Consider the following 23,425-nt stretch of genomic DNA (forward strand, 5'->3'; position numbering starts at 1 on the left):
TGCTTGCTATGCCGGTTCGGTCACCGCCGCCTTCTGCAGCCTCGCCAGTTCGGCGTAGGGAATGTGGCAGCGGATCGAATGGCCGGGCTGCGCCTCGATCAATGGCGGTTCCTGCTGCTCGCAGATCGCACCGATCTTGCGCGGGCAGCGTGTGTGGAACACGCAGCCCGATGGCGGGTTGGTAGCGCTGGGGATTTCGCCGTCGAGGCGAATGCGCGCCGTCTCCGTCTGATCGAGCTTGGGCACGGCCGACAGCAGCGCTTCGGTATAGGGATGATGCGGGCCGGAAAAGACGTCTTCCGATGGTCCGAGTTCCATGATGCGGCCGAGATAGAGCACGGCGATCTTGTCGGAGAGGTAACGGACCACGGCAAGGTCGTGCGAGATGAAGATGTAACTGACGTCTTCCTTCGACTGCAGGTCGGCGAGCAAATTGAGGATGGCCGCCTGCACCGACACGTCGAGCGCCGAGGTCGGCTCGTCGCAGACCACGATGCGCGGGTCGCCGGCGAAGGCGCGCGCGATGGCGACGCGCTGCTTCAGCCCGCCCGAAAGCTGGCGCGGCTTGACGGCAAGATGCCGGTCGGTCAGCCGGACCGAGCGGACGAGGTCGTTGAGGCGGGCCTCCAGTGCCTTGCCGTGTAATCCCGCCAGCCGCTTCAGTGCCCGGCCGATCAGGTGCCGGATCGAATGCGAGCGGTTGAGCGCCGAGTCCGGATTCTGGAAGACGATCTGCATCGCCTTGATCTCGTCGTCGCTTCGGTTTTCCAGCCGTGGCGCCAGCGCCTTGCCTTCGAGCTCGATGGAGCCGCCTTCATCTGGCGGCACCAGGCCGAGCAGCAGCCTGGCGAACGTCGTCTTGCCGCTGCCGGACTCGCCGACCAGCCCAAGCGTTTCGCCGGGCCTCAGATCGAGCGACACATCCTTCACGGCGCGCAATGGATGGCCATGGCTGGCATAGGTCTTGTTCAGCCCCGCGACGCGCAGCACCGGGCCGGCTGTTACCTTGGGCGCGGGCGCCACATCGCTCGGGGTCGCGCGCGGCAGCGCCTGCGCTTTGTCGTGATGGAAGCAGCGCGACAGCCGGCCGCCGAGATCATAGAGCGGCGGCAATTCTGTGCGACAGCGGTCGTCGGCCAAGGCACAGCGATCGGCGAAGGCACAGCCCTTGATGTCAGCACCAATGCCGGGCAGGAAACCCGGAATGGTGTCGAGCCGGCCCTGATCCTTGCGCTGGCCGCCGCGCGGCAGGCAGCGCAGCAGCGCCACCGTGTAGGGATGGCGTGGGTCGTTGAACACGACATCCGTCGGTCCTTCTTCCACCAGCATGCCGGCATAGAGCACGCCGACCCGGTCGCACATGTTGGAGACGACCGCGAGGTTGTGGCTGATGAACAGGATTGAAGCCGACAGCTCCTGCCTGAGCTGCGCGATCAGGTCGAGCACCTCGGCTTCCACGGTAGCATCCAGACCGGTGGTCGGCTCGTCGAGGATCAGCATCGACGGATCGTTGGCCAGCGCCATGGCAATCGCCACGCGCTGCTGCATGCCGCCCGAAAGCTGGTGCGGATAGCGCTGCATGACGCTTGTCGGGTCGGAAATGCGCACCCGGTTCAGCATGGCGATCGCGCGATCCTCGGCCGCCTTGCCCGTTATGCCGCCAAGTTCAAAAATTTCGGTCAGCTGGCGGCCGACACGAATCGACGGGTTCAGCGCCTTGCCCGGATCCTGATAGACCATCGAGACGCTTGCCGCGCGGGCGCGCCGCAAGGCCTCGGCGTCCAGCTTCATGACGTCCTGGCCGTCGAGCGAGATCGCGCCGCCGGTGATCGAACCGTTTCTAGGCAAATAGCGCACGACGGTGAGCGCCACGGTGGATTTGCCGCAGCCGGATTCGCCGACCAGCCCGTAGGCTTCGCCCTGGCCGATGTTGAGGCTGAGGTTGCGCAACACCGCGCGGTTGCGGCCAGCAACGCGGTAGGCAACCGACAAATCGTGCAGTTCGAGCGCGTTGTCTGCCTTGGCGGACTTAGTCATTGAGCGCTCCGTGAACGCCGTCGGCCGCCAGGTTGACGCCGATCACCAGCGAGGCGATGGCGAGCGCATCAAACAGCACCGTCCACCAGAAGCCGCCGCCGATCATGCCGTAATTGTTGGAGATCGAGAGCCCCCAGTCCGGCGAGGGCGGCTGGATGCCGAAGCCCATGAAGCTCAGTGTGGCGACCGCGAAGATGGCGTAGCCGAGCCGCACGGTGGTTTCGACCAGGATCGGTGGGATGACGTTCGGCAGGATCTCGACGAACATCGTATGTATGGCGCTCTCATGCCTGAGCTGGGCGGCGGCGACATAGTCGAGTTCGCGCTCGGCGAGGACAGCAGAGCGCACCGTGCGCGCGATGATCGGCGCGAAGCTCAGACCGATGACGACGATGACCGTCGTCTTGGAGGTGCCGAGCGCCACGATGGCCAGCAGCGCGACGATGACCACCGGGATCGCCATGAAGGCTTCGAGGATGCGGCTGACGACATCGTCGACGAGGCCGCGAAAATAGCCGGTGAGCAGGCCGAGCGCCGTGCCGGCCACCGTCGCCAGCAAGGTCGCCAGCGGTGCAACGGTCAGGATGTCGCGCGAGCCGACGATGACGCGCGAGAAGACGTCGCGGCCGATCTGGTCGGTGCCGAACCAGTGTTCGGCCGAAGGCGGCGACAGCGCATTGATGATGTCGTCGGAGAGCGGGTCGTAGGGCGCGAAGTGTTCGCCGAACAGCGCGCAGGCAACCCAGAACAGCACGATGGCGAAACCGGTCAGGAACGTGCCGGAGCGCAGCTGGGAGAAAAAGACCTCTCCCAGCGGGCCGCGCCGGCTTGTGTCGTCGGGGGGCGGCGAGGTGGTGGTTTGGATAGCGCTCATTGTTCTGACCCCAGCCGGATGCGCGGATTGAGCACGGAATAGAGAAAGTCGGCGGCAAGTGTCGCCACGGCATAGACGATGCCGATGGTGAGAATTCCCGATTCCAGCATCGGGAAATCCTTGCCGCGCGCGGCGGTAAAGATCAGCGAGCCGATGCCCTGGTAGCGGAACAGCGTTTCGATGACCACGAGGCCGCCGATGAGATAGCCGGTCTGCGTCGCAATCACAGTGATGGTCGGCAATAGCGCGTTGCGCAGCACATGCCGCCAGATCACGGTGCGCCATGGCAGGCCCTTCAGCACGGCTGTTCGCGTGTAGTCGGAATCGAGCGCCTCGATCATGCCGGAACGCGCCATGCGGGCGATGTAGCCGAACAGCACCAGGAACAGCGGCAGCGAAGGCAGGATCAGATAATAGAGCTGGGTGAAGAAGCCGGCATTGCGCGGCCATGCGGCCGAAATCGGCAGCCAGCGCAGCCAGACGCCGAAAATCAGGATCAGGATGATGCCGGTGACGAATTCCGGCAGCACCGTCACCGACAGGCCGCCAAGGCTGATGATGCGGTCGAGCGGGCGGTTGAGGTTGAGTGCTGCAACGACGCCGCCGAGGATGCCGATCGGCACCACCAGCACGAAGGCGACCGCCGCCAGCTTCATCGAATTGCCCAGCGCATCGATGACGAAGGGCGCCACCGGCGAGCGGAAGATATAGGAGGTTCCCATGTCGCCCTGGACGAAGTTCGAGATCCAGCCCCAGTATTGCGCCAAGAGCGGGCGATCGACACCGAGCGTGTGATTGAGCGCGTCGACCGCGCGCTGGTCGGCGAACGGGCCCAATATGGCGCGCCCGACATTGCCGGGCAGCACCTGGCCGCCCAGGAACACCATGATGCTGAGCAGGAACAGCGTGACGAGCGACAGCGAGACACGCCGGACAAGGAAGGAAAGAATGGCTAAGACTCCTTGTGGAGCCAGCCCCCATGCGGGAGCTGGCTGTTACAGGATTGGCTTTCCCTTCTGGCTCAGGCCTTCGATGCCTTGTCGAGGAACAACTGCGACATCGCGGTCGGCTGCACGCCGGCCACGCCTTTCGCCGTCGCTGTCAGATAGTCGTAGAAATAGCCGAAGATGACCGGCGTTTCTTCGAGCAGCAGGCTCTGGATCTTGCCTGCCGTCGCCTTCTGCGCCTCGAGGTCGAGTGCGGCGATGTAGCTGGTCGCCAGCGCGTCGTAGTCCTTGTTCTTGAAATGCGCGGCGTTCCAGGTGCCTTCGCTCTTCAGGGGTGCCGCAAGATAGACATTCGGCACGCCGCGGTGACCGTAGTCGGTGATGCCCATCACCGAATCAAGCCAGTTCGATTTGCCGAACACCGCATCGCCGTAATAGGCGCCCTGGTCGAGGATGTTGAGCTCGAGCTCGACACCGATCTCCTTGACCCAGTTCTGGATAAGCTGGGCGTATTCGGGGATTTCCAGATAGCGCTCGGTGGTCAGCGTCACCTTGAAGCCCTTGCCGGCACCCGCTGCTTCCATGAGCTGCTTGGCCTGCGCGATATCCTGCTTGCGTTGCGGTATGCTCGTATCGGTCGAAGGGTAGACCGCGGCGAACGGGCTGTCATTGCCGAGCGCCGAGCGTCCCTTCATCAGGCCGGCGGCCAGCTTGTCGCGATCGAGGCAGAGCGCAATGGCACGACGCACGCGCGCATCCTTCAACGGGCCGTCGTCGCAGCGCATATGCAGTTGCTGATGGGCGGACGATTTCAGGCTGATGATGTCGATGTTCGGATCGCTGAGCAGCGCCACGCCGGCCAGCACCGGCATCTGGTTGATGATGTCGACCTGCCCGCCCTGCAGTGCCAGGATCTGCGGCTGCATGTCGGCGAAGAAGGTGAACTCGGTGCGCTCGGGCAATGCCTTCGGCCCCCAATAGTCCTCGTTGCGGACGAAGGAGGCGCCGACTTTTGCCGTATATTTCTCGATCTTGAACGGCCCGGTGCCGTCGAAGCTCTTCTCGTAGTCGCCCTTGTAGCTCGCCGGGATGATGACGGCGTTGTAGTTGTCGGACGACAGCATGTAGGGGAAGTTGCCGTTCGGCGCGTCGAGGTGGAACTCCACCGTGTAGTCATCGACCTTCTTGCTGGCGCCCTTCTTCAGGATGCCGGTGAACACCGACAGCGCGTTGGACGAATTTGCCGGGTCGGCGAGGCGGTCGATGCTGGCCACGACATCGTCGGCCTTCATCTCGCCGCCGCTGTGGAACTTCACGCCCTTGCGCAGCTTGAAGGTCCACACCGTGCCGTTGTCGTTCGGCTTCCAGCTTTCGGCCAGTGCCGGCTGCAGCACGAGGTCGGGGCCGTCGACGCAAAGAAACTCGGCAACCTGCTGCATGACCAGCAGGCCGCCGGCGTCGGCGATGGTGACCGGATCGATGGTCGCTGCCGGCACGCTGCTGGCAACGCGGATGGTGGCGCCGGGCGCGCCCTGGGCACGCGCCAGCGACGGCATGCCGCCGAGGCCGGCGGCCATGCCGATACGGCCCAGCAGCGGCAGCGACAGGCCGAGCAGGCTGCCGTGGCGAATGAACTCACGGCGGCTGACCCTGCCGTCGACGAGGCCATCGATCAGGTGATTTTCAAGCGGCGAGCGATTGCGCCGGATCAGGTCGAGAATGTGATAGTTCTTGCTCATGGGTTTTTACCCTTTCCCCTATGTTTTTATGACTGACGAATTTTTCGCGGATTGCTCCATTTTCCGGCCGGCAGAGAGGCCCGTCGACCGGAACTGTAGCATGCAGTTTTGTCCGGTCCATCCAGTCCTTGGCCTGGATGTGTCGGATTCTTGGCCGCATTGCTTCACCCGTCTCTGTCCAACCTTCCCGACCGAAGTCTCGGCGGCTGGCTTCTCGTCTCTTGGCGGTCTGTCGCTGCCTAGTTCAGCGGCAAACGGCGATAGGTCCCGGGCTTCGCCGGGTCATGATACTTGTTGCACGGTCCTTTCTCGGTAAAGTCTCTGTGACATGCGGCGAGGTTATCCCGCGACAACGTGACGCCGAGACCGGGACCTTCCGGCACGCGCACGACATTGTTCTTCGGCGAAAACGGCCCTTCCTCGGTGACATCCATCGGCAGCATGCGAAACAGCGACTGGTTCGGCTCCCTGATCCAGCCGAGCGCCGCGCACAGATGCAGATAGGCGGCGCTGCCGATGCCGCTGTCGCCGCTGTAGCACCAGAAATCGATGCCGGCGTGCTCGCAGGCGCCGACGAAGCGCAGCATGCGCCCGATGCCGCCATGCGTCGTCGGGTTGCCAACGAAAGCGTCCGGCACCTTCATGTCCATGGCGCGTGCAATGTCGATGTTGTGGGTCGAGAACGGGATCGAGCAATGACGCCGCAGCTCGCGCATCTCCTCGATGGTCGCCACCGGGTCCTCCCAGTTGCGTACGCCAAGTTCTTCCAGTGGTCGGGCAATGCGACGCGCCGTCGCCAGCGAATAGGCCTGGTTGGAATCGATGCGGATCATCGCATCGTCGCCAAGCTTTTTGCGGATCAACTCGACCATCTTGAGCGAGATTTTCGAATCCTCAGTTGAAAACTTGCCTTCGAAGAAGGTCGTCCCATGGGTCTCATGCAGTTCGACGCAATAGTCGGCGACTTCTTCCGGCGTTGTCTCGCCCTTCACCTTCGGCCCGTCGCCGCGCAACGAAAAATAGTCGGTGAACGGGATGTCCTTGCGCACGGCGCCACCGAGCAACTGGTAGAGAGGCTGGTTCCACGCCTTGCCGCGCAGATCCCAGAACGCCATCTCGATGGCGCCAAACGCCATGATGCGGGTGCGGTCGTTGATCGACTGCACGCCGGTCCAGTAGGGCAGGCAGGCATTCTCGGCGCTGGCGATGTCGAAGGCGTCGCGGCCGACCAGCCGCGGCGCCAGGACATCGTTGATGATCGCGGCTGCTGCTGGCGTTGGCGCCTCGCCGAGGCCGATCAAGCCATCCTCGGTCTCGACCTCGACAATGGTCGGCGAAAACCCGTCGAGTTCGCCGAACACCCAGGCGTAGGGCGCCTCGAGGCGCAGGTTGATCGGCGTGGCTTTGATGCTGCGGATTTTCATCTCAGCGGCCGATCTCGAAGAATGGCGCGCCGAGCAGATCGGGAACGACGTCGATGCCAAGGCCCGGTCCGTCCGGGATGCCCATCCGACTGCCGGTGACCGGCGGCATGTTCGACGCGGTGCGCACCGTCACCCATTCGTGGAAGGCGATGGCATGCAGACGGCGTTCTTCCGGTGTCGACAACGACAGGTGCGCCATGGCCGCGGTGTCGATCTCGGCGCCGCCAGTGTCCTCGACGGTGATCATGAAGCCGAGGTCGACCGCGAGATCGCGGATCTGGCGCGTCTTCGTCACGCCGCCAAGCCGCGAGATCTTCAGCGTCAGCCCGTCGGCCGCACCCTTGCGATGAATGTCGAGCATGTCGTCGAGCGAGGCGACGGATTCGTCCAGCACCATCGGCTTGTCGAGCGAGCGGCGCACCGACATGCATTCGTCGATGGTCGTGCAGGGCTGCTCGAATGTGTAGTCGATGGCCCGCGTCGCGTCAGCGAACTGGCGTGCCTGGTATGGCGTCCAGCCGGCATTGGCGTCGCAGAAGATGACCGTGCCTTTCGGCACCGAAGCGGCGACTGCGGTCACACGCTCGATGTCGTCATGGACATTGCCGCCGACCTTGACCTGCAGCCGGTGGAAGCCGTCCTTGACGATTCGCTTCGCCAATGCCGCCATGGCGTCGACGCTGCCGTGGGTGACGACCTTGTAGAGTTCGGCCGTGTCGCTCTCCTGGCCGCCGAGCAGCGTGACCAGCGGCACATCGGCGGCGCGCGCCGCCAGATCCCAGCAGGCCATGTCGAGCGCCGATTTGATGTAGGGATGCCCCTTGAACACCGTGTCCATCAGCCGGCCGATGCCGGCAAGCCCGCGCGGGTCGTGGCCGATGAGATGCGGCGCGATCTCCACCACGCCGGCGCGAACGCCGGCCGCGAAGGCGGGCGAGTAGAAATTGCCGAGCGGCGCCATCTCGCCCCAGCCGGTCAAACCGCTGTCGGCGGTGATGGACACGATCACCGCGTCGAAAGCGTCGGCCACGCGCCCCTTCGACATGCGGTAGGGGCCGTCCACGAAGGGCTGCACGACATGATAGGCTTTGATGGTTTCGATCTGCACGTGTCTGTCCATTGTCTGCGGTGGTGAGGAACGGGTCAGACGCCCTTCGACGGACGCTGTTCGAGGCCGCGCGCGTAGGAAAGCAACTGTTCGAAGTCGAGGTTGATGTGCTCGCGGGCATGGCGCTGGGCAGCGCCCATATCGGTGCCCTTGAGCAGTTGCACGTAAGTCTCATGGACGTCTTCAGCCGGCACCGGCTCGTTGCGGGCCTGCTGGTGCAGGGCGAAATACATCTGCAGCCGGCTGATCAGCCGTTGCCAGGTTTCCAGCAGCACCGAATTGTCGGCCCATTCGTAGATCAAGCCGTGCAGTTGCAGCGCCGTTTCGATCTGCCGGGTGGTATCGAGGTTGCGTGTCGCTTGCTTCACCGCTTCGTGGCGCCGGTCAAGTTCGTCGAAGAAACGCTGGTCGCGCTGTGGCCATGTCTGTTCGATGGCGAACTCGTCGAGCACCTTGTTGAGCGAATAGGCATCGTCGATGTCCTTGGCGGTAACCTCGATGACGAAGGTTCCGGCATAGGGAATGCTGGTCAGGATGCCTTCCTGCACCAGCTCGCGCATTGCCTCGCGCAGTGGCGCGCGGCTGACCCGCATCTGTTCGGAAATCCGGAGTTCGTTGAGCTTCTGGCCTGGCTCGAGCTGGCCGGTCAGGATCGCGCGCCGCAGCAGCGCGACGATCTCGGCGCGACGCGTCGTGTCCGCGATCGGACTGAAATCCGCTTTCGCCATTCGGCCACTCCCAAGGAAACCGAGAGCAAGACAAGCAGATTGTCGACAATCTAACAAGAGGTCAATTTCGGATTCTTGGGGACCGCTTGGGGGACCACTGGCATGTCTGCCCTCCTCGGCTTAGGCCGCGCGGCCGTAGAAGCCGACCCGCTCCTCGGCGCTGAACATCACACCTTGCTTCTCGTAGTAGGAAAACACCGCGATCATGCGCTCGCGCTCGCCTTCGACGGTGGTGACGCGATGCGCTGTGTTCTTGCCGCGAAAGACGTTCAGCGTACCGGGCTTCATGCGCAGGATCTTGGCCTCGGGGTCGCGCCCTTCGAGCAGTCTGGCGACGCCGTCATAGTTCGGATTGTCGTCCGACCGCAGATCGGTGCGGTATTCGAGGTCGCCACCGCTTTGCGCTTGTTGCAGCAGAAGGGTGGTGGTGAATTCCGAACGGTCGAAATGCCAGTTGAGCGCTTCGCCGGCGCGATAGGCCATCACATTGGTGCGCGCCAGCGGGTCCTGCATGACATGCAGTTTGGTCTTGCCCATTGTCGCCGCCAGGAAGCGCAACAGCGGCTCGTATTCGTAGATGGCAAGCACGACGCTGCCGGGGATCTGGTCGGCACAAACGGTGTGGCTGATGGTCTCGACCTTGCGCAAGGCGGGATGATCGGGAGCAAGCTCGGGAATGTCAGGCTTGAAGTAGATGTTGTGCATCCGCTTGTGCACGTGCGACCGCGTGGCCATGACCGGCTGGATTTCCTGGACGGCCTTTTCGGCGACGCCAGGGCGCAGAAACCCTTCAAGGTTGAACATGCCGTCGGCTTCAAGTGCGGCGATGGACTGTTCGACGAGGCGCTGCCATTCGGCGCTGCCTTCGCGGTCGAGCGGATAGCGGTCGAGATCGAGAATGTCTTTCATGGGTCTCAGGCTCCGAGGTTTCGAGCCTATGAGACGGCAAAAAAATCTTTCTCTCAACGCGGAAAATTATTAGGATTGGGCAAGAAAAACTTTGGGAGGAATAAGCGTGGAACGATTGCCTCCGCTGAATGCAATCAAGGCCTTCGAGGTCGCCGCGCGCGCCGGCAGCTTCACCTTGGCCGCGACCGAACTCGGCGTGTCCTCGGCGGCGGTCAGCCAGCAGATCCGCAATCTCGAAACCTGGTTCGGCAAGCAATTGTTCGTGCGCAGCGGCAATCGCATCGCGCTCACCGACGCCGGCCACGCCATCTATCCGCAGACCGCGCGGGCGCTGGGTGATATCGCGGCGATCGGCCAGCGCATGCTGGAGGGCGGCTTGCGGACGCGTCTTGTCGTCAGTGTGCCGTTTTCGCTGGCTGAATTGTGGCTGGCGCCGAAGCTGGCCGTGCTTCTCGATGCCTTTCCGCAGATGGCGATCGACGTCCGTGTCGAGGACGATCCGGTCGACCTGATGCGCCAGAACATCGACCTGCGCATCAGCTATGGCGATTATCACTATCCCGGATTGAAACTCGTCCGCCTTGTCCATGACGACGTCCTGCCGGTTTGCGCGCCGGAATTCTGGCAGAGATACGGCAAGGACGATCCGGATCTGGCGGATCTGCACGAGAGCCTGTTCATCCACACCAATTGGGGGCCGAACTATGCCTCGCACCCGACCTGGGCCGATTGGTTCGCGGCATCCGGCGGCAGCCGCTCGCCCGATCCGTCGCATGGGCGGCGCGTTGGCCTGTCCAGCTTGGCGATCGCCTCGGCGAGGCTGGGTCTAGGCATCGCCCTTGGTCAGCGGGTCATGGCGCGCGCCGATCTGGAGGCTGGCCGGCTGATCGCGCTCTCGTCCGTCTCGGTCCGCCTGGGGCATCCCTATTGCGCGTTCATGCCGCCGGCCAAGGCCGACCGCGCCGATGTCGCCGGTCTGGTGGAGCTGCTCACGAAAGCGGCGCCCGCGACCTGTGGGAAGGTCGGGGCGCCGCGCTGAAGCCGGACCTGACGGGGGTGTTCAGGTGGCCGGCTTTTCCGGCAGCGGAGAAATCGGCATTCCGGGTCCGATCTTCTGCAGGTTGCCTGTTATCACTTGATCGCCTTCGGCGACGCCGGTCAGGATCGCAATCTTGTCGCCGCTGGTCGGGCCAAGCGAAACCAGCCGCTGGTCGACCGTGTTGCCCTTGCCGACGACGTAGAGATATTTGCCGAGCTGGCTCGAGCCCAGTGCCGTCTGCGGCACCATCAGCGCATCGGCCTGCTGCTTCACATGCAGCCGGACGCGGACATATTGGCCTGGCAGCAGTGTGAACTTGCCGTTGCCGATCGTCGCCCGCGCCGTGATGGTGCCGGTCGAACGGTCGACCGAATTGTCGATGAAGGTGAGTTCGCCCTTCTGGCCGGCTTCAGTCTCGCCGGGAAGTAGGACTTCCACCTCAATCGGACCAGCCGCACGAGCCTGCTCGATCTCGGCCAGATCCGTCTCGCTCGGGTTGAAGGTGACGTAGATCGGATCGAGCTGCACCAGCGTGTTGAGCACGGTGCCGGCAACGCTGACCAGCGTTCCGACCGAAGCCTGGTTGCGGCCCAGGCGCCCGGCAAACGGCGCGCGGATTTCGGCATAGCTCAGATTGAGCTCGGCCGTGCGGACGGCCGCCTGGTTGAGAGCCAGCGACGCCTGTGCCTCGCGCAAGGTGCTGGTGCGCTGGTCGAAGCCGTCCTTGGCGAGATAGCCGCTCTTGGCAAGTTCGGTGCCACGGCCAAGGTTGGAACGGGCATAGTCGAGCGTCGCGGTGTCGCGCTGGACCTGCGCCTTGGCCTGGTCGAGAGCCGCCTGGAAGTCATCAGGTGCGATCTTGTAGAGAAGATCGCCCTGCCGGACATCGACGCCGTCGGCGGCGGTCTGCTCTTGCAGATAGCCTGGAATCCTGGCCTGCAAGGTGATGTTGCGGATCGGCTCGGTCCGCGCGGCGTAGTCGAGGTAGATCGGGATCGTCTTCTTGACGACGCTGACTACCGGCACCGGCATGACGAACGCCGCCGGGGCGGGCGCCGCGCCAGCGGTGCCGGCATTGAGGCTGAGATTGCCCATGTCGAGCAGGTGGACACTGGCCACCGAGATCGCTCCCAGCGCGACGGCCGTTCCCAACGCTATTTTCCATTTACGCATGATTAGTCTCCAATCTTATTCGGCCGCTTCCGCCAGGGGAGGGAAGGCGGGTTCGGCAGTTGGTTCAGTGTGTTCGGCGGCGGGCTCGTCATTGCCACGGCGTTCGCGCAGCTGTTCGATGACCGCGTAGAAGACCGGCACGAACACCAGCGACAGGATGGTCGCGGCGACCATGCCGCCAAAGACGGTGGTGCCGATCGACTGGCGGCTTGCCGCACCGGCGCCGGTGGCGAACATCAGCGGCAGCACGCCGAGGATGAAGGCAAAGGCCGTCATCAGGATCGGCCGCAGCCGCAGCCGTGCTGCCTCCATTGCCGCGTCGACGATGCTGAGGCCCTCCTCGCGCCGTCGCCTGGCGAACTCGACGATCAGGATGGCGTTCTTCGCCGCCAGGCCGATCAGCATGACGAAGCCGATCTGCGAGTAGACGTCGATCTGCATGCCGCGTGCCCACAGCACGGCGAACGCGCCGAACAGAGCGAGCGGCACCGCCAGCAGCACCATGAACGGCATCGCCCAGCTCTCATACTGCGCCGCCAGGATCAGGAAGACGAAGACGATGGCGAGGCCGAAGACGACGGACGCGATCGATCCCGCCTTGAGCTCCTGGAAGGTGATGCCGGTCCATTCGAAACCGAAATCCCTGGGCAGGGCGGTGGCTGCGGCCCGTTCCATCGCGGCGACCGCCTGGCCCGAGGAGAAGCCCGGTGCGGCGCCGCCATTGATCGAGGCCGAGGCGTTGTTGTTGTAGTGCGGCACGGTTTCCGGGCCGACGAAGGGCACGAGTTTGCCCAGCGTGCTCAGCGGCACCATGCCGCCGGAGGCATTGCGCACATAGAGCCGCGAAATGTCGGCAGCACCCGCACGTGCATCCTTGTCGGCCTGTATGGTCACCCGGAAGGTGCGGCCAAACAGGTTAAAGTCGTTGACGTAGAGCGAGCCAAGATAGATCTGCAGCGTATTGAAGACGTCAGGCAGGTTGAGGCCGAGCAGTTTTGCCTTGCTGCGGTCGAGGTCGTAGTTGAACTGCGGCGTCGAGGTCGAGAACGGCGAGAACAACTGCTGCGGATTGATCTCGGGCTGCTTGCGCGCCTCGGCGATCACGGCTTGCGTCGCGTCGTTGAGGGCTGAACTGCCGCGGCCGGTGAGATCCTCGACGACGAATTCGAAGCCGCCCGTGGTCCCGATGCCGGGGATCGAGGGTGGATCGAAGCTCAGCGCAAAGGCTTCCGGAATCTGCAGCAGCTTGCCGCGCACGTCGGCGACGAGCTTCGACGCGCTCTGGTCCGGACTGCGTTCCTCCCAGGGCTTCAGGATGGCGAATTCGACCGCCGAGTTCGACTGCGCGGCACTGGTCAGGAAGTTCAGGCCGCTGATCGAGCCGACGATGTCGACGCCGGGTGTCGCCTGCAGGATGTCGCGCGCCTTTTGCGCCACCGCGTCGGTGCGCTCCAGCGACGCGCCGTCGGGCAACTGGATAACGACGAAGAAATAGCCCTGGTCCTCGACCGGAAGGAAAGTCGAGGGCAGGCGCTGCCAGACGAAATAGGTGGCGACAAGTCCGGCGGCGAACAGCCCAAGCATGATCCAGCGCAAGCGGATGAGAATGCGCACGCCATTGGCATAGGCATGCGACAGCCTGTCGAAGCCGGTGTTGAACCAGCGGAACAGCACGAACTGCGTTGGCTGGCGGTGGCGCAGTAAGGCGGCGCTCAGCGCGGGGCTCAGCGTCAGCGAGTTGAAAGCCGATATGCCGACGGAGATCGCCACTGTCAGCGCGAACTGGTTGTACAGCTTGCCGGAGACGCCGGGAATGAAGGCAACCGGCACAAACACCGCCATCAGCACGGCTGTGGTGGCGATGATCGGACCGGTGACTTCGGCCATCGCGGCCTTGGTCGCCGCCAGCGGCTTGAGCCCGGCCTCCAGCTGTCGTTCGACATTCTCGACCACGACGATGGCATCGTCGACGACGAGGCCGATCGCCAGCACCATGCCGAGCAGGCTGAGCATATTGAGCGAGAAGCCGAGCATCTCCATGACGACGAGCGTCGCCACCAGCGAGACCGGAATGGCGATGGTCGGGATGATCGTCGTGCGCCAGCTCTGCAGGAACAGGAACACCACGGCGACGACCAGCACCAGCGCTTCGCCGAGCGTGATCAGCACGTCATGCATCGACGCCGAAACAAAGCGCGTCGTGTCGTAGTGCATGGCATAGGAGACGCCCTTGGGGAAACGCCCCGACAGCTCCTGCATCTTGTCCTTGACGCGCTGCTGCAGATCGAGCGCGTTGGAGCCGGGCATCTGGTAGACGGCGAGCACCACGGTCGGGTCCTTGCCGAAGAAGGCCGACGATGAATATTGCAGCGCGCCGAGTTCGATGCGGGCAACGTCGCGCAGCCGCACCAGCGAGCCGGTGCTCGTGTTGGCGCGCACGACGATGTCGCCGAACTCCTTTGGATCGCTCAACCGGCCGACGGCGTTGACCTGCATCTCGAAGGCGGTGCCGGCCGGTGCCGGCGACTGGCCGATCTTGCCGGCCGCCACCTGGACGTTCTGTTCCGCGATCGCATTCTGGACGTCGACGGCGGTGATGCCGAGATTGGCGAGCTTGTCGGGATCGAGCCAGACGCGCATCGAATAGCGCCGCTCGCCGAAGATCTGCACGTCGCCGACACCGGGCAGCCGCTTCAGCGGATCGACCACCTGCAGATAGGCAAGGTTGCTCAGCGCCACCGGATCGACCGAACTGTCGGGCGAGGTCAGGTTGACGATGAGCACGAAGTTCGGATTCTGTTTCTTGATCGTCACGCCGCCCTGATTGACGATCGCCGGCAGCGACGACGCCGCCTGCGAGACGCGGTTCTGGACGTCGACGGCCGCCGTGCTCAGGGAGTAGCCGACATCGAAGGTGATGGTGATTGTCGAGGAGCCGTCATTCGAACTCGTTGACGACATGTAGGTCATGCCTTGCACGCCGTTGATCTGCTGCTCGAGCGGCGTCGTCACCGTATCGGCCACCACCTGTGCGCTGGCCCCCGGATAATGGGCGCTGACCACGACCTGGGGCGGTGTGATGTCGGGAAACTGCGAGACGGGCAGCAGGAAATAACAAATCGTCCCGGCGAGCACCATGATGATGGCGATCGCCGAGGCGAAGATCGGACGGTGGATGAAAAAGTTTACCACGACACGCACGCCTCGCCGGTTGCTCTTGCCTTGCCGAAGGCGCTGGCAACCCTGGAGAGCCTTTGGCCGCGCCCGTCGCCGGGCTCTTCCAGCGAACGCAGCAACGGCACCTCGCGGCGTCGCGCATCGGCGAGCGAGCGCAGCATCTTCTCGAAGGCGCGCGGGTCGACGCCATCTGCTTTCATGACCAGCCGGATCATCGGATCCCGGACGGCTTCATCTATGGTAAGATCGCGGCGCTGTGGCATTGGCCGGCTCCTTGTCTGTCGATTCGCAGCCCATGCTCGCGAACCGTTTTTCATCTCTTCACCGGCCGAGGCCGCATGATCTGCAATCTTTCGCCCGTCTCGGTCTGGCCCCATCTCAATCTGGCAGGACCAGTTCACGGCCTTGTTATTGACGAAAGACGACATAGGTGTTACCAGTAAGTAACATTTGTGACGTTACAGACCGGTAACACCCTAGTCAAGAGGCGTACCGAGGGATTTTTGGGAAACCAGGAGGTTTTGATGGAAGACGGCACTGTGGAACGCGCCCGCCCCCGGGACAGGATCCTGGAGACGGCGCAGGACATGTTTCACAAGCATGGCATCAAGGGCGTCGGCATCGACGCGATCACTGAGGCCGCCGGAACCAACAAGATGACGCTCTACCGTCATTTCGATTCCAAGGACGACCTCATCATCCAATGCCTGCGCGCCACCGCCTGCAAGGCCGGTGCCATGTGGGAAAGGTTCGAAATCGAGCACCCCGGCGACAAGCTGGCTCAGCTGCATGCCTGGGTGCGTATCGCCGCCGATATGCTCAAGGCGGACGGCCGCGGCTGCGACATGGCCAATGCCGCCGTCGAATTGAGCGAGACAGATCATCCGGCCCGGCGCGTGATCAAGGAACTCAAGGAAGCCCAGCGCGATCGCCTGGTGACGCTGTGCAGGGATGCCGGCATCGGCCAGGCTGAGCTGCTTGCCGATACGCTGTCGCTTCTGCTCGAAGGCGCCCGTGTCAGTGTTCAGAGTGTCGGTACGGAAGGCCCCAGCGCGCAGTTCGTCCGCATGGCTGAAGGGCTGATCGTTTCCTTCAGAGGCACTGCAGCCGGCTGAATTCTCCGCGGCAGTTACGATCCCCTAATTCGATCTCGTGACCGAAGGAGTGCCCACGCCTTTGACGTGAGCGCTGTGATCGCTGCTGGCTGGAACGAAAAAGCCCGCTGCCGGGAGGAGGTGGCAGCGGGCTCGATTTCGAATGTGGCGCGGGAGGAGGTGCACCACACTCAGCGTCGGCATCGCATCTGGGAGGAGTAGATGGCCGACAACTGGAAGCTATGGCGTGCCCAACGATTCGGCAATCGTGGATCGTGCATAGCAGCTGTGCAGATTTGCCGTGACGCCCGGGAAGATTGTCGAGTGTGACCAGAAAAGCACGGGGCTGCCTTCACTGCACCGGAACGTTTTCCCTGAAGATCAATCGCGGCTCGATGAACTTCCTTGTCAGATAGGGCGCTGAGGATGCAATCGAGCCAAGCAGGCGAATGACCGACTGCTCGGCAATCAGCCTGGCATTCTGGTCGATGACGACATCGAGCAGGTCGTCGACGAGATAGCCGCGTGTGTCGCGGGTAAGGTCGTGACAGATGAACACCGGCTTGCGGTTCGGCCTTAATTCCCGGATCGCCTTTGCAACGCCGGAGTGTCCGGCTCCGACGCAATAGATGCCGAGCAGTTCGGGCTCGTTGTGCAGCGCCTTCATGGTCTCGGCATAGCTGACGTCAGGCTCGTCGTTGATCTCGACGGCGCTGCTGACGGTCAGGTTGGGAAACTCTTCGTTGAGCACCGAGCGAAACCCCATTTCGCGTTCTTCGTGGCCGCGATAGGAGCGCGAACCGACGACCATCGCCAGGTGGCCGGTGCGGCCACCAAGGAAGCGCCCCATCAGCAGCGCAGCCGTTCGACCCGCCACCCGGTTGTCGATGCCGACATAGGCCGAGCGCGGTGCCGCCGGAACATCGGACACCAGCGTCACCAGGCGCATGCCGGCGTCGACGATATCGCGCAGGATGTTGCGCGTGCGCGGATGGTCGACGGCGATGACACCGACACCATTGGCCCTGAGCGAGAGGTTCTCGACGGCGCTCTGCAGCGCGTTTGGCGAAATTCCGGCAAGGTTGTGGATCCGGCACGAGGCGACAAGCGGCAGCCGCCCGGCATAGTCTTCGATATACCCGGCGAGATCACGCATGAAGGCATTGCTGCCGATCGGCAGCAGGAATTCGAGATGGGCGGGTCGCGAGGGCAGCGTCACCTGATCGGCGACCGGCAGATAACCGAGCTGCTTGGCCGCCTCCATGACGCGTTGCCGGTTGGCGGCGCTCGCACCCGGCCGGTTGTTGAGCACCCTGTCGACCGTTGCGGTCGACAGCCCGCAGTTGCGGGCGATATCCGAGACGGTGGCTTTCATGCCGAAACCCTATGCGCCGACGCGGCGTCGCGCCAGACAAGCGATGCGATTTGAGGTGATGGATGATTGCCGCCCATCAGCCGGATGGTCGTTCGGCTGCCTCGATCAGGCAGCTTCCCCCGTTCTCAGGCGATGGCTTGCCATCTGCCTCAATGTGATGGCTTGCCATCGGCAATGGCATCGCGGATTTCCTTGTCCGACATGCCGGTGATGATCCGCTCGACTTCGGCGACGCTGGTCTTCTTCGGGTCGATGTCGTCGGCGACCACCTTGCCCCTGCGCATGACGACGATGCGGTCGACCACCTGGAACACATGGTGGATGTTGTGGGCGATGAAGATGCAGGAATGGCCGGAATCGCGGGCGCTGCGCACGAAGCTCAGCACGCCCTGCGTTTCGGCGACGCCGAGATTGTTGGTCGGCTCGTCGAGGATGATCAGGTCGCTGTCGAAATGCATGGCGCGCGCGATCGCCACCGCCTGGCGCTCGCCGCCGGAGAGCGATCCGATCGGCGTCGTCGGCGGTATGTTCTTCGAGATGCCGACCTGCTTGAGCAGATCGCGGGCGACCGTGTTCATGGCCTCCTGGTCCATCCGGTTCAGGAAGCGCGGCGGCTTGATCGGCTCGCGCCCCAGAAACAGGTTGCGGGCGATCGACAGTTGCGTGACCAGCGCCGAATCCTGGTAGATCGTCTCGATGCCGTGGGCGATGGCGTCGCTGGTGCTGCGCAGGCTCACCTTCTTGCCGCGGATGAAGATGTCGCCGCTGGTCAGGGGAACCGCTCCAGAGAGCACCTTGATCAGCGTCGACTTGCCGGCGCCATTGTCGCCGAGCAGGCCGACGATCTCCCGTTCGTTGACATGGAAACTGGCGTCCTCCAGCGCCTGCACTCGGCCATAGGACTTGCGGATGTTCTGCATGCGGATCAGCGGCTCGGCCATGTCTCAAGTCCCCGCCTGATGCCGGCGTTCCAGCCACGAATGGAGCGCCATCATGCCAAGGATGATCGCACCGATGAAGATGTTGTAGGCAAGGCCGGGCACGCCGATCAGCACGATGCCGTTGCGCATCACGCGCAGGATCAGGATGCCGAGCACGGTGCCGATGATGGTGCCGCGTCCGCCGGTCAGCGCCGTGCCGCCGATCACCACCATGGCGATGACTTCGAGCTCATAGCCGGTGCCGCTGTTGGGGTTGGCCGCCGAGGTGCGCAGCGAAGAAATGACGCCGGCGAGCGAGGCCATGACCGACGACAGCACGAACAGGCCGATCTTGACGCCGCTGACATTGACGCCGCGGGCGCGCGCCGCACTGGGGTTGCCGCCGGCCGCCTGGATCCAGTTGCCGGTACGGCTTTGCGTCAAGACATAGCCGAGCGCGATGGCCGCGGCGATGAACCAGAACAGCGACATGTAGATGCGGAACGGCCCGATGAAGAAATCGCCGACCAGTATGTTGGCGAGCCAGCTGCCCTCGGCGCTCCAGGTGCGCTGCGGAAAGCCGTCGGTGACGAAAAGGGCGGTGCCGCGCACCACCAGCAGCATGCCGAGCGTCACCAGGAAGGACGGGATCTTGAGCTGTGTGACGAACCAGCCATTGACCAGCCCGATGAAGGCGGCGACCAGCAGCGCGACGACGAAGCCGACTTCCAGCGAGGTGAGCCCGCTGTTGAACAGCGTCCACATCAGCACCGGCGAGAAGCCGAACAGCGAACCGACGGAAAGGTCGAATTCGCCCGACGTCATCAGCAGCGTCATCGCCAGCGCGATCAGGCCGAGCTCGACCGTGAAGGCCAGCGTGTTGGAAATGTTCTGCGGCGACAGGAAGTCGTGGTTGATGCTCCAGAAAACGGCGATCTCGACGACGAGCAGCACCAGGGGGCCGAACTCGGGCCGCGCGATCAGGTGTTGGATGAGTGAACGATTTTCCACGTGCAACCCGCGACATGATTGGAAAGGCTGAGCCTTGCACATCTGTGTGCGAAGGACTCGGCGAAAATGGAGACGTCAGTCGCGACCGCCGGGGGCGGTCGCGACTGTTTGAGATTGGAGATGTTACTTGCCGGACAGGATGTTGTCGTAGACCTGCGCGGTGCCCTTTTCGTAGAGGGCGCCGGTAATGACGTTGAAGCCCGGAGGGATGCCGCTGGCGGCCATATTGGCAAGCGAAAGCGCCACATAACTGGTCGCCTGCGGATCCTGCCACTGGCCGGCATTGACGTAGCCGTTCAGCACTTCCTGGGTGGTGTCGAGCGAATTGCCCCAGCCGACGACCGGAATTTCGCCCGGCTTGATGCCGGCCTGGTCGAAGACCCGCTTGATCGAGCCGGTGACCAGGTCGCCAAGGCCGATGATCGCCTTGACCTTGGCCTTGTTGGCGGTGAGGTAGTCGACCATGCGGTTGATCGCTTCGGCCTGGTCGAGCGTCGCTTCGGTGATCTCATAGGTGATGCCGAGTGGCCCGAAGACACTCTTGATGCCTTCTTCTTCCTGGACGCCATAGGTGGCGCCGGGGATCTCGACTGGCATCCAGACGAAGTCGCCTTTCTTCACCAGGCCCTTGTCGACCAGATACTGCGCCCAGTGCTTGCCGAAGGTGACGTTGTCGCCGCCGACATAGGCATTGAAGCTCGCCTTGGGATCGGGTGTGTTGAAATTGATGATCGGAATCTTGGCGGTGTTCGCTTCCTTGGCGATCGCGATCAGGCTGCCCGGATCAGGGCTGGTGGTGACGATGCCGTCGGCCTTGGCGGCGATCGCGGCGCGAACCGCTTCCTGCTGCGAGGCCACGTCGCCATTGTGGAACGAGGTGTTGACGGTGTTGCCGGTGTCCTTGGCCCATTGCTTGGCGCCGGCGAGGAAGTAGGTCCACACCGGATCGGCCGGGCCGCCATGCGAAATCCAGTAGAACGTCTTGGCCTGTGCCGCTGCTGGTATAACCATCAGCGCCACCAACAGGCCGTATAGGACGAGTCTTAGCCGTGTCAGCATTTGATTTCCTCCCGTTTGTAGTTGGTCAGTTCAAAATCCGTCTCCTTGTTCCGGCGATCGCCGGATTGCGTCTTTTGCCAGCGCCGGTTGGATGCATCAGAGCATTCCCTTTTTCGACGGATGGCAAGCCTCCATCTGCAAGTCGTAATTGGCGTCTGACCGGGCGCCATCAACGGTCCCATCAGATTGCATCAGTTCAGGTGATTTTCAGCGGCAGTCGAAGGGTTGGCGTCGAGGCTTAGCCGAGCAGGTTGTCTTGACCATGTCCAGAGCGGCGGTTGCGCCACAGCCTGATCAGCCGATCGACCGCCAGCGCGAGCACGGTCAGGGCGCCGGTCGCGAAGGTGCTCCACGCGGCATCGACGCCGAGCAAGCTCATTGCGCTCAGGATCACCTGGACGATCAGGATGCCGATCACAGCGCCAATGACGCTGCCATGGCCACCCGAAAGCGATGTACCGCCGATGATGGCCGCCGCAATCGCCAACATCACGAAGGCGTTGCCGTCACCGGGACCGACGGCGCCGCCGGCGCCGACATAGATCACGCCGGCAAGTCCGGCCATCGCGCCCATCAGGATCAGCGTCAGCAATCGCACCTTGGCGGTGGGAATGCCGGCAAAGGCGGCGGCTTGCGGATTGCTGCCGACGGCCTGCACCCGATAACCGAAGCGCGTGCGGTGGAGCACGACATGCATCGCCAATGCGAGCACAATGAAAACGATGCTGGCCGCCGGCACCACCGCGAAGGCCTTGCCCGACAGCGTCGTAAAGAAGCTGCCGTCACCGCGCGGCGGCACGATCGTCTGTTCCTTGCCGGCCACCAGTGACAGGCCCTCGATCATCCACCATGTGCCGAGCGTCACCACCAGGGCCGGCAGGCGCAGCGTGATCGCCAGCAGGCCGTTGACGAGGCCAAGGCCCACGCCGAGCAGGATTCCGGCCAGGGCGGCAAGCCAGGGATCGATACCGGCGACCATCAAAAGCGCGGTGACAACCGCCGCGAGATGAAACACCGCGCCCGCCGAAAGGTCGATCTCGCGCATGGCGAGCACGAACACCATGCCGATCGCCATCAGGCCGGGCAGGGCGGTTTGCTCCAACAGCAACGACAGATTGGCCGGGTCGAGCAAGGACGGCCTTAGCCAGCCGAGGATCCCGACCAGGGCGGCGAGCGCGATCGCCACGCCGATTTCAGCCGGCAGTCGAATGCCGCGTCTCGGCTGACGGTTCGCCGACCCGGCAAGCGGCGGTGCGGTCTCGGTTCTGCTCATGCGGCGCTCTCTCGCTTGGTCTGTCGGGCCTCGCCGCCGGGCTCGCCCGCTGTGATCAGCTTGATCAGCGTGGCTCCATCCGCGTCCGCGCCGGCTATCTCGCCGGCGAGCCGGCCCTGGTGGAAGGCAAGGATGCGATCGCTTAAGCCCATCAGCTCGGACAATTCCTTCGAATGCAGCAGCACGATGCAGCCGCTGGCCGCCATCTGCCGGATCAACGCGTAGATTTCCTGTTTGCTGCCGATATCGATGCCGCGGGCCGGCTTATCGAGCAGCACGACTTGCGGGCCGATTTCCAGCCATTTGGCGATGATCACCTTCTGTTGGCCGCCCGCCGAAAGCGAGCCGACGGGCGTCTCGGGAGCGGACCGGATGCGCAGCGCCTCGATCTGCCGCGCAGCGCGGTCGAGCGCCATTTTGGGCGAGTACCCGAGCGAACCCCAGTCGCGTGCGCCGACGATGACGCTCGACAGGTTGAAGGCGATGGACTTGTCGGGCATCAGCCCATTGCCGCGCTCGCCTGAAATCAGGCAGATGTTGCGCCGCGCCGCTTCGGTTCGTGTCCTCGGCAACCCGTCTCCGTCTGAAAACGTACTTTGCCCGCGCGCGCCTGCTTCTGTCCGAACAACATGGCAAGCAGGTCCGACACGCCGGAGCAGGCGAGCCCGGCAAGGCCGACGGTCTCGCCCGCGCGCGCCGTGAAGCTGACGTCGGACAGAATTCCACCACCAAGTCCCGAAACCGTGATCTGCGGCCGCAGCGTGGCGGCAAGCGCCGGCATGGCTCTGAGCGGCAGCGGGAACAGCGACTGGCGCAACTGGCCGATCATCGCTTCCTCTGATGTCGTCAGCTCCTGACGCGCCTTCGACAGCACATCGCGGCCGTTGCGGATGACCGTCAACTGGTCGGCAATGGCCAATGCATCGTCCAGTCGGTTCGATGCGTAGAGCATGCTCATGCCCCTGGCCTTCAACCCTCGCAGCACCGCGAACAGCCGCTCGCTTTGACGCATGTCGAGCGTCGAATTCGGATCGTCGAGGACGAGCAGTCTCGGGTTTTCCAGAAGCGCGCGGGCTATGGCGATGAGTTGCCGTTGGCCAGGCCCGAGATCGGCGAGCGGGCCGTGGACATCGACATCAAGACCAAGCTGGCGAAGCAGGTCGCGGCTGCGCGCTTCCATTTCGCGCCGCGAGATCAGCCCGTTGTGCAGCGGTTCGCGGTTGACGAACAGATTGGCGAGCACCGGGCGCTCCGGGAACAGGCCGGGCTGCTGCAGAACCGCGCCGATGCCTTGCTTGCGCGCCGCATTGGGGCTGCCGATCGTCACCGTCTTGCCGTCGAATTCGACAGTGCCCCTGTCCGGCCGGAGGATGCCCGCCAGCACCTTTATCAGCGTTGATTTGCCGGCCCCGCTTTCGCCGACCAGCGCGTGGATCGAGCCGTGTTCGACCGCAAGGCTCATGTCTTCGAGCACGACCGTGCCGCCAAAGCGCTTGGCGATCGTGTGCACGAACAATATCGGCGAATCGGACATTCGG

General features: G+C 63.7%; 20 protein-coding genes. 2 read left to right on the plus strand and 18 right to left on the minus strand.

Annotation, left to right across the window (positions count from 1 at the left end; translation table 11 throughout):
* Nucleotides 1-6: 6 nt before the first annotated feature.
* The 8 genes from BPNPMPFG_RS30920 to BPNPMPFG_RS30955 all read right to left on the minus strand — a co-directional run bounded on the left by BPNPMPFG_RS30920 (nucleotide 7) and on the right by BPNPMPFG_RS30955 (nucleotide 9,766).
* The gene (locus BPNPMPFG_RS30920; protein ID WP_258592339.1) at nucleotides 7-2,037 is read right to left on the minus strand and encodes an ABC transporter ATP-binding protein; all 2,031 of its coding nucleotides are present in this window, start codon (nucleotides 2,035-2,037) and stop codon (nucleotides 7-9) included.
* Nucleotides 2,030-2,911: an ABC transporter permease gene (locus tag BPNPMPFG_RS30925; RefSeq protein ID WP_258592340.1), complete on the minus strand. Its 882-nt coding sequence runs from the start codon at nucleotides 2,909-2,911 to the stop codon at nucleotides 2,030-2,032. Before BPNPMPFG_RS30925 ends, BPNPMPFG_RS30920 begins: the two co-directional genes overlap by 8 nt.
* Nucleotides 2,908-3,798 carry an ABC transporter permease gene (locus BPNPMPFG_RS30930; protein WP_258592341.1) on the minus strand — a complete coding sequence of 297 codons (891 nt, stop codon included), beginning with the start codon at nucleotides 3,796-3,798 and terminating at the stop codon, nucleotides 2,908-2,910. The genes BPNPMPFG_RS30925 and BPNPMPFG_RS30930 overlap by 4 nt, the downstream gene beginning before the upstream one ends.
* Nucleotides 3,799-3,932: 134 nt before the next feature.
* The gene (locus tag BPNPMPFG_RS30935) at nucleotides 3,933-5,597 is read right to left on the minus strand and encodes an ABC transporter substrate-binding protein (protein WP_258592342.1); all 1,665 of its coding nucleotides are present in this window, start codon (nucleotides 5,595-5,597) and stop codon (nucleotides 3,933-3,935) included.
* A 239-nt stretch (nucleotides 5,598-5,836) separates the two neighbouring features.
* Complete coding sequence (locus BPNPMPFG_RS30940; protein ID WP_258592343.1) at nucleotides 5,837-7,021, minus strand: mandelate racemase/muconate lactonizing enzyme family protein; 1,185 nt, start codon at nucleotides 7,019-7,021, stop codon at nucleotides 5,837-5,839.
* A 1-nt stretch (nucleotide 7,022) separates the two neighbouring features.
* Complete coding sequence (locus tag BPNPMPFG_RS30945) at nucleotides 7,023-8,129, minus strand: mandelate racemase/muconate lactonizing enzyme family protein (RefSeq protein ID WP_258592344.1); 1,107 nt, start codon at nucleotides 8,127-8,129, stop codon at nucleotides 7,023-7,025.
* Between the two features lie 35 nt (nucleotides 8,130-8,164).
* Entirely contained in the window at nucleotides 8,165-8,857 is a 693-nt protein-coding gene (locus BPNPMPFG_RS30950) for a GntR family transcriptional regulator (RefSeq protein ID WP_258592345.1), read from the minus strand.
* A 120-nt stretch (nucleotides 8,858-8,977) separates the two neighbouring features.
* Nucleotides 8,978-9,766, minus strand: coding sequence for a HalD/BesD family halogenase (locus BPNPMPFG_RS30955; RefSeq protein WP_258592346.1), 789 nt, complete (start codon nucleotides 9,764-9,766; stop codon nucleotides 8,978-8,980).
* 106 nt (nucleotides 9,767-9,872) lie between these two features.
* Here BPNPMPFG_RS30955 and BPNPMPFG_RS30960 point away from each other — a divergent pair, with 106 nt between their 5' ends.
* Nucleotides 9,873-10,805, plus strand: coding sequence for a LysR substrate-binding domain-containing protein (locus BPNPMPFG_RS30960; protein ID WP_258592347.1), 933 nt, complete (start codon nucleotides 9,873-9,875; stop codon nucleotides 10,803-10,805).
* Between the two features lie 21 nt (nucleotides 10,806-10,826).
* On the opposite strand, the gene BPNPMPFG_RS30965 is transcribed toward BPNPMPFG_RS30960, so the two are convergent.
* The 3 genes from BPNPMPFG_RS30965 to BPNPMPFG_RS30975 are packed head-to-tail and all read right to left on the minus strand — an operon-like array spanning nucleotide 10,827 to nucleotide 15,418.
* Nucleotides 10,827-11,978: an efflux RND transporter periplasmic adaptor subunit gene (locus BPNPMPFG_RS30965; protein WP_258592348.1), complete on the minus strand. Its 1,152-nt coding sequence runs from the start codon at nucleotides 11,976-11,978 to the stop codon at nucleotides 10,827-10,829.
* Nucleotides 11,979-11,993: 15 nt separating this feature from the next.
* Nucleotides 11,994-15,170: an efflux RND transporter permease subunit gene (locus BPNPMPFG_RS30970; RefSeq protein ID WP_258592349.1), complete on the minus strand. Its 3,177-nt coding sequence runs from the start codon at nucleotides 15,168-15,170 to the stop codon at nucleotides 11,994-11,996.
* Nucleotides 15,164-15,418 carry a hypothetical protein gene (locus BPNPMPFG_RS30975; RefSeq protein WP_258592350.1) on the minus strand — a complete coding sequence of 85 codons (255 nt, stop codon included), beginning with the start codon at nucleotides 15,416-15,418 and terminating at the stop codon, nucleotides 15,164-15,166. The genes BPNPMPFG_RS30970 and BPNPMPFG_RS30975 overlap by 7 nt, the downstream gene beginning before the upstream one ends.
* Nucleotides 15,419-15,679: 261 nt before the next feature.
* Here BPNPMPFG_RS30975 and BPNPMPFG_RS30980 point away from each other — a divergent pair, with 261 nt between their 5' ends.
* Nucleotides 15,680-16,270, plus strand: a complete 591-nt coding sequence (locus BPNPMPFG_RS30980; protein WP_258592351.1) for a TetR/AcrR family transcriptional regulator — start codon at nucleotides 15,680-15,682, stop codon at nucleotides 16,268-16,270.
* 331 nt (nucleotides 16,271-16,601) lie between these two features.
* Here the strand turns inward: BPNPMPFG_RS30980 and BPNPMPFG_RS30985 are convergent, their stop codons facing one another.
* The 7 genes from BPNPMPFG_RS30985 to BPNPMPFG_RS31015 form a co-directional block, all read right to left on the minus strand.
* On the minus strand, nucleotides 16,602-17,624 hold the full coding sequence (locus BPNPMPFG_RS30985) for a LacI family DNA-binding transcriptional regulator (RefSeq protein WP_258592352.1): 1,023 nt from the start codon (nucleotides 17,622-17,624) through the stop codon (nucleotides 16,602-16,604).
* Nucleotides 17,625-17,773: 149 nt separating this feature from the next.
* Entirely contained in the window at nucleotides 17,774-18,565 is a 792-nt protein-coding gene (locus tag BPNPMPFG_RS30990) for an ATP-binding cassette domain-containing protein (RefSeq protein ID WP_258592353.1), read from the minus strand.
* A gap of 3 nt (nucleotides 18,566-18,568) precedes the next feature.
* On the minus strand, nucleotides 18,569-19,555 hold the full coding sequence (locus tag BPNPMPFG_RS30995; RefSeq protein WP_258592354.1) for an ABC transporter permease: 987 nt from the start codon (nucleotides 19,553-19,555) through the stop codon (nucleotides 18,569-18,571).
* Nucleotides 19,556-19,678: 123 nt separating this feature from the next.
* Nucleotides 19,679-20,614, minus strand: a complete 936-nt coding sequence (locus tag BPNPMPFG_RS31000; RefSeq protein WP_258592355.1) for a substrate-binding domain-containing protein — start codon at nucleotides 20,612-20,614, stop codon at nucleotides 19,679-19,681.
* Nucleotides 20,615-20,852: 238 nt separating this feature from the next.
* Nucleotides 20,853-21,887: an ABC transporter permease gene (locus BPNPMPFG_RS31005; protein WP_258592356.1), complete on the minus strand. Its 1,035-nt coding sequence runs from the start codon at nucleotides 21,885-21,887 to the stop codon at nucleotides 20,853-20,855.
* Complete coding sequence (locus tag BPNPMPFG_RS31010) at nucleotides 21,884-22,459, minus strand: ATP-binding cassette domain-containing protein (RefSeq protein ID WP_258592357.1); 576 nt, start codon at nucleotides 22,457-22,459, stop codon at nucleotides 21,884-21,886. The genes BPNPMPFG_RS31005 and BPNPMPFG_RS31010 overlap by 4 nt, the downstream gene beginning before the upstream one ends.
* Complete coding sequence (locus tag BPNPMPFG_RS31015; RefSeq protein ID WP_258592358.1) at nucleotides 22,414-23,421, minus strand: ATP-binding cassette domain-containing protein; 1,008 nt, start codon at nucleotides 23,419-23,421, stop codon at nucleotides 22,414-22,416. The genes BPNPMPFG_RS31010 and BPNPMPFG_RS31015 overlap by 46 nt, the downstream gene beginning before the upstream one ends.
* Nucleotides 23,422-23,425 lie beyond the last annotated feature (4 nt).

The organism is Mesorhizobium sp. AR07 (genome assembly GCF_024746815.1).
Lineage (GTDB): Bacteria > Pseudomonadota > Alphaproteobacteria > Rhizobiales > Rhizobiaceae > Mesorhizobium.

What these genes read in the sequence shown, in the direction of transcription:
- BPNPMPFG_RS30920 (WP_258592339.1), bottom strand. Translation starts at nt 2,037, where the DNA reads ATGACTAAGTCCGCCAAGGCAGACAACGCGCTCGAACTGCACGATTTG.
- BPNPMPFG_RS30925 (WP_258592340.1), bottom strand. Translation starts at nt 2,911, where the DNA reads ATGAGCGCTATCCAAACCACCACCTCGCCGCCCCCCGACGACACAAGC.
- BPNPMPFG_RS30930 (WP_258592341.1), bottom strand. Translation starts at nt 3,798, where the DNA reads ATGGTGTTCCTGGGCGGCCAGGTGCTGCCCGGCAATGTCGGGCGCGCC.
- BPNPMPFG_RS30935 (WP_258592342.1), bottom strand. Translation starts at nt 5,597, where the DNA reads ATGAGCAAGAACTATCACATTCTCGACCTGATCCGGCGCAATCGCTCG.
- BPNPMPFG_RS30940 (WP_258592343.1), bottom strand. Translation starts at nt 7,021, where the DNA reads ATGAAAATCCGCAGCATCAAAGCCACGCCGATCAACCTGCGCCTCGAG.
- BPNPMPFG_RS30950 (WP_258592345.1), bottom strand. Translation starts at nt 8,857, where the DNA reads ATGGCGAAAGCGGATTTCAGTCCGATCGCGGACACGACGCGTCGCGCC.
- BPNPMPFG_RS30955 (WP_258592346.1), bottom strand. Translation starts at nt 9,766, where the DNA reads ATGAAAGACATTCTCGATCTCGACCGCTATCCGCTCGACCGCGAAGGC.
- BPNPMPFG_RS30965 (WP_258592348.1), bottom strand. Translation starts at nt 11,978, where the DNA reads ATGCGTAAATGGAAAATAGCGTTGGGAACGGCCGTCGCGCTGGGAGCG.
- BPNPMPFG_RS30975 (WP_258592350.1), bottom strand. Translation starts at nt 15,418, where the DNA reads ATGCCACAGCGCCGCGATCTTACCATAGATGAAGCCGTCCGGGATCCG.
- BPNPMPFG_RS30980 (WP_258592351.1), top strand. Translation starts at nt 15,680, where the DNA reads ATGGAAGACGGCACTGTGGAACGCGCCCGCCCCCGGGACAGGATCCTG.
- BPNPMPFG_RS30985 (WP_258592352.1), bottom strand. Translation starts at nt 17,624, where the DNA reads ATGAAAGCCACCGTCTCGGATATCGCCCGCAACTGCGGGCTGTCGACC.
- BPNPMPFG_RS30990 (WP_258592353.1), bottom strand. Translation starts at nt 18,565, where the DNA reads ATGGCCGAGCCGCTGATCCGCATGCAGAACATCCGCAAGTCCTATGGC.
- BPNPMPFG_RS31000 (WP_258592355.1), bottom strand. Translation starts at nt 20,614, where the DNA reads ATGCTGACACGGCTAAGACTCGTCCTATACGGCCTGTTGGTGGCGCTG.
- BPNPMPFG_RS31005 (WP_258592356.1), bottom strand. Translation starts at nt 21,887, where the DNA reads ATGAGCAGAACCGAGACCGCACCGCCGCTTGCCGGGTCGGCGAACCGT.
- BPNPMPFG_RS31015 (WP_258592358.1), bottom strand. Translation starts at nt 23,421, where the DNA reads ATGTCCGATTCGCCGATATTGTTCGTGCACACGATCGCCAAGCGCTTT.